The sequence below is a fragment of the Cellvibrio sp. genome, assembly GCF_053579595.1.
The window spans coordinates 1-4694 of the sequence record NZ_JBRFPI010000355.1; the positions used below are offsets into that span (position 1 = coordinate 1).

General features: G+C 47.4%; 4 protein-coding genes. 2 read left to right on the forward strand and 2 right to left on the reverse strand.

The window, feature by feature from the left end; all coding sequences use genetic code 11:
- Nucleotides 1–225: 225 nt before the first annotated feature.
- Together ACWA6V_RS17505 and ACWA6V_RS17510 are read right to left on the reverse strand one after the other, a co-directional pair.
- Nucleotides 226–2778, reverse strand: coding sequence for a TonB-dependent receptor (locus ACWA6V_RS17505; protein WP_449523700.1), 2553 nt, complete (start codon nt 2776–2778; stop codon nt 226–228).
- Complete coding sequence (locus ACWA6V_RS17510) at nt 2775–3248, reverse strand: TonB-dependent receptor plug domain-containing protein (RefSeq protein ID WP_449523701.1); 474 nt, start codon at nt 3246–3248, stop codon at nt 2775–2777. The genes ACWA6V_RS17505 and ACWA6V_RS17510 overlap by 4 nt, the downstream gene beginning before the upstream one ends.
- A gap of 469 nt (nt 3249–3717) precedes the next feature.
- Between ACWA6V_RS17510 and ACWA6V_RS17515 the strand changes: the two genes are divergently transcribed.
- On the forward strand, nt 3718–4125 hold the full coding sequence (locus tag ACWA6V_RS17515) for a DUF4398 domain-containing protein (RefSeq protein WP_449523702.1): 408 nt from the start codon (nt 3718–3720) through the stop codon (nt 4123–4125).
- Nucleotides 4122–4694 (forward strand): OmpA family protein (locus ACWA6V_RS17520; protein ID WP_449523703.1); only part of this gene is annotated, 573 nt, incomplete at its 3' end. The genes ACWA6V_RS17515 and ACWA6V_RS17520, both read left to right, overlap by 4 nt.

The following is a 4694-nucleotide window of genomic DNA, read 5'->3' on the forward strand; positions in this document are numbered from 1 at the left end:
GCGACCATCCATCCAGCGGTGCCACCCCCGACAATTAAAATATCGTTAATCATTTTTCACTCCGGACACTTTATTTTTTGTAAATTTAAAATTCAGTATTTGTAGGCTAAAAATCGTTTCGTCATACCCGCGAACGCGGGTATCCATAAAAATTAGATCAGTGGACTCCTGCTTTCGCAGGAGTGACGAGAAACGAAAAAAAACAGTTACATTAATTTACAAAAATCAAAACGTCGCCCGCACCGATAACGCATAACGTCGATCAGTTAAAGAGAAGTTTTTCGGAGTGGTGACGCCTTCCTGGTTGAACTGCGTGCGCGTGAGCGTCATTTCGTCCAACAAGTTGCTGCCTTCAATACCGATGCGGAAATTGTCGTTGATCGTGTACCAGATAGACGCATCCAGATACCCCTGATCTTCACTGAAAATAGGCGCAAATGAATTGGCATCGCGGCGGGTAATCAAATACTCGGAGCGCCAGTTGTACGCGAAGCGTGCTTCGACTCCTTCGTATTGATACATCAATGCAAAGTTGTAGGTATCTTCCGACAAGCCCGGCAATGGCAAATTGTTGAAATTGCGGAACGCATTGCGGTCGCCTCCCACCGAGACACTGGTGCCCATTTCTGCATCTTCAAGATCGTCTTGCGACACATAGGTGTAGTTAAATTGCGTACCAAAGCCACTCCAGAATCCGGGCAAGAAATCATAAAACTGTTGATAGGCAACTTCGAAACCTTTAATGCTGCCCTCACCCTCATTGACTTGACGGCGCACCAACATATCCATCGAAGTACCGGTATCCGGATTAATTACGGTAGTTTGATAATTGCGCTCGCGGAACAAATTCTCGATATCTTTCTGAAATAAACTCAGCGTTAAAGAACCCACCTCACTGAAATACCATTCCGCAGTTAAATCGATTTGGTTGGATTCTTCCGGCTGCAAATTGGGGTTGCCGCCCGTACCGTTCGCCGATACTTTCATATCAATAATGTTGGCGGGGTTAGCAGGATCGGTGGTAGATGTAACCGCTGCGTTGTAATTGGTGGTATTGCGCATATCGTAAAGCGATGGAAAAAATATTGCTTTAGATACAGCAAAGCGCGTAATTATATCGTCGGTCACTGCAACACTCACATTAAGACTCGGCAAAGTCGTGGTGTAAGTATCTGGCTCTGCGGTATTTACGGTTGAGCCACCGCCATTAAAAAATGCCGCATAAGTAGGGAAGTTTTGTTTATAGTAAGCTTCTGCAACATCACCTAAACCCGGCTTATTAAAACGCGATGTTCCTGTCGCTTCTACACCATAACTTACATAGCGCAGACCCACATTGGCTTTAACCGGCATTGCCAATTCATCATTTACAAAATCAAACCGCACATAAGCTTCTTCGCGATCAATTGCGGTGGTGACTGTTTCGTGCGGTAAATATCCCTGCGCATTGGTTGGCTTGCCATCAATACTGACGCGCGCACCGCGATTGCGCCAACCACCATTGTTCAAGCCTTTATCCATCAGGAATTGATCGTAAGCTAATAAATTTTTCTCTTGGGTATTGCTCATGCGTGGAAATAAGAAAGTGCGGTTATCGCCCGCAAGGCCTTTGCCACCCATAAAATCATTGCCGAAAGTAACGCCTTCATACAATTCCGGATTGCCTGCCATACCCGCAGTCGGGGCTGTGCCCCAAGTGTGGGAGACTGCGCCCCAGTTAATATATTCATCATCTTGCGTGGTGCGGTCGATATCAGAAAAATACGCACCACCCGCAATAGATTTCAACCAGCCACTTTCAATTTGGTATTCAACATCAGCGGTGAAAGAATCCATAGTTCCTTCAGCATCGACATTGGTATCCATAATTGATACTTGATAATAATCACAAGCACCCGCTGGATCAGACAAATCGGCTGTGCCGGGATTTTTTCCAGCAGGACACCAATCCGGTACACCCCCTGTTGCATTGGTGCCTAAAAATTTCACGGTCGGAATTTTGGTGCGTAAATCGAGGAACACATCGGACATCGCGAAGCGATTGTTGATGGTGTTATTTTCGCGCTCGTAGCTGGTATCGAGCGTTTGATAATCCAGTTCGATCTTCCATTTGTGATCGGGTGTCAGTAACACATTAAAACTGGCGTCCTCAACAATACTTTCAGTGCGATCGCCACGTGTTGACGCCAGATAAGCAACATTCCACGGATAGCTTATAGTTCCGCTAGTAAAGTAGCCTTTATCATCAAAGGTTGCGTCGGTACCGACCAATACCGCATTGGTAAGATCCGCATCAAAACCTTGCGAACTAGTGGTTGGAAAGAGTACGCGCTCGCGCCAACTTTCTTCAGAATCCGAGCGGATAAATTCAGCGGTGGCTTTGATGGTTTCGTCGCTATTTTGCCATTGCAATGCAGCATCAAATCCATTGCGGTCGCGATTGGAATCAGCGGTTTGCATCCAGGGCCCGGTGGGCATGTAGAGTTTTTTTCCGGCATAACCGGGCAATTCGGTCGAGCCCAAGGTTGGAAACTCGGTCTGGGTTGCACTGCGCTCATAAAAGTTGGTCAGGTTGATGCCATCACCGCGCGCGGTAAATTCCGACGTCGATGCGCTGATTAAAAATCCAAATTCACCAATATCGGTATCCCAACGGTCGCTGAATAATCCCGAATAAGACGGCGACCAATCATCGACCAGATCACCGTAGCTGGTTTTGGCCGAGAGAAAAATTTTTCGCCCATCCATATCCAAAGGTTTGCGCGTAATTAAATTCACTGTCCGGCAATACCACCGGAAATAATATCGGCGGTTTGGTTTTTAATTACTTCCACAGTGCCCACCAATTCAGGTGGAATATCTTCGTAACTCAAACCCGATGTCCAGTTGCCCGCACTGAAAGATTCGCGCCCATTAAATTGGCTGTGTACACGATCCAATCCGCGCACCAAAACCCCACGCCCTTCAGCTGCAAAATGGTTAGGGTCAGTCGGCGCCGCAAAACGGCCAACGGTTACACCAGGAACACGTTGCAGAGCTTCAGTCACACTTTTATCCGGCAGTGCACCAATATCGGAAGAAGTAATAACATCTTTCACCGTGTCGCCATCGCGCTTTAACGCTTGCGCATCTTCAAGACTGGTGCGAATCCCCTGCACCACGACTTCTTCCAATTCTTGTTCAGTTGCTGCATTTCCTGTTTGCGCGATTGCGGGAGCGCCGAGCGCCATAATCGAAACAGCGAGCAAGGATTTTTTAAATATCCTGCGCGTGTTTTTTGTGTTTGTATCGCCACTGTTGAACATAACTAACCCCTATTTTTGTCGAGTGATTAAAAAGCCGGCAAATCAAGCCATTTCCGAATCTAGCACTCGCATTTTTGGGGTTCTACGGCACAGAAAAACTCGAACCAGAACTACTAAAAGTCGCACTTAGGGGCCAATAAAAAAGTCGAACCTGTTTATCGGGCTGAGAAAAAGGATTATTCGGAGGAATTTAAATAGGTTGTTTTTATGGCTTTTGTGACTGGCTTGGTATTTCTGACATCACCGTTTTCTATGCGGGATAACGCACTGATACAGCAATTAATCTTCCTTAAGCTGGATTTGTCACGCTGAATCGGAGTCGCTTGAAGCGATAATCTCAGGCTATAAAACCTGTCATTTTTGCTCTTATAACCCGATTAAGTGAACTGTCTTGCTTACCGAGGGCACCACTATGATCAGATTAATCAACCAAGAGAAGCACAGCAAAGTTGCGTCTTATTTAGCAACCTTGACTGTGAGCGGCGTGCTGTTAGTGGGTTGTAGTTCGCCGCCGAAAGCACCCGACCAGGCATTACAAGCCGCTGAACTGGCCATCGCAACGGCTGAACAGGCGCGTGTCGCCGATTACGCATCCCCTGAACTGGGCGAAGCCCGCGAAAAACTTACAGCTGCGCGCGCTGCAGTCGCAAAAGAAGAAATGACAACTGCAGAGCGCCTGGCAGAACAAGCGCGAGCCGATGCCGAATTGGCAACCGCTAAGGCAGACGCAGCCAAAGCCCAAGCGATCAATGATGAATTGGGAAAAAGCGTCAATACCCTTGAGCAGGAATTGCAACGTAACTCAGGAGGTGTCCAATGAAACAACTCACGAAACCTATCGCACCAATCTTGTTAGCACTGATTAGCAGTGGGCTGTTATTGGCCTGTAGCACTACACCTAAAGCGCCGGATGGTTCAGCAGAAGTACGTGCAAAACTGACCCAACTGCAATCGGATTCACAACTGGCAACCCTTGCACCGGTTGCGATTAAAGAAGCCGAAGCAGCCGTAAACCTTGCTGAACAACCACGTAAAGACACCAAATATTCACAACATCTGGTGTACCTCGCAGATCGCAAAGTCGATACCGCTGTAGCACTGGCAACGGCGCGCTTTTTGGAAGATCAGCGCAAAGAAATCAGTGACCAGGCAACCGAGGCGCAACTTGCATCACGCACTCAAGAAGCCGATGCCTTGCGCCGCCAATTAGCTGAACTGAATGCAAAACAAACCGAACGTGGATTGGTAATGACCTTGGGTGATGTATTGTTTGAAACCGGTAAGGCCGATTTAAAAGGAGCAGCAACAGCGGACCTCGCAAAATTGACTGCATTCCTTACGCAAAATCCCGATCGCTCATTAGTTATTGAAGGCCACACCGACAGTGTC

Coding starts and splice junctions, on each gene's coding strand:
- ACWA6V_RS17515 (WP_449523702.1), top strand. CDS start 3,718: ATGATCAGATTAATCAACCAAGAGAAGCACAGCAAAGTTGCGTCTTAT.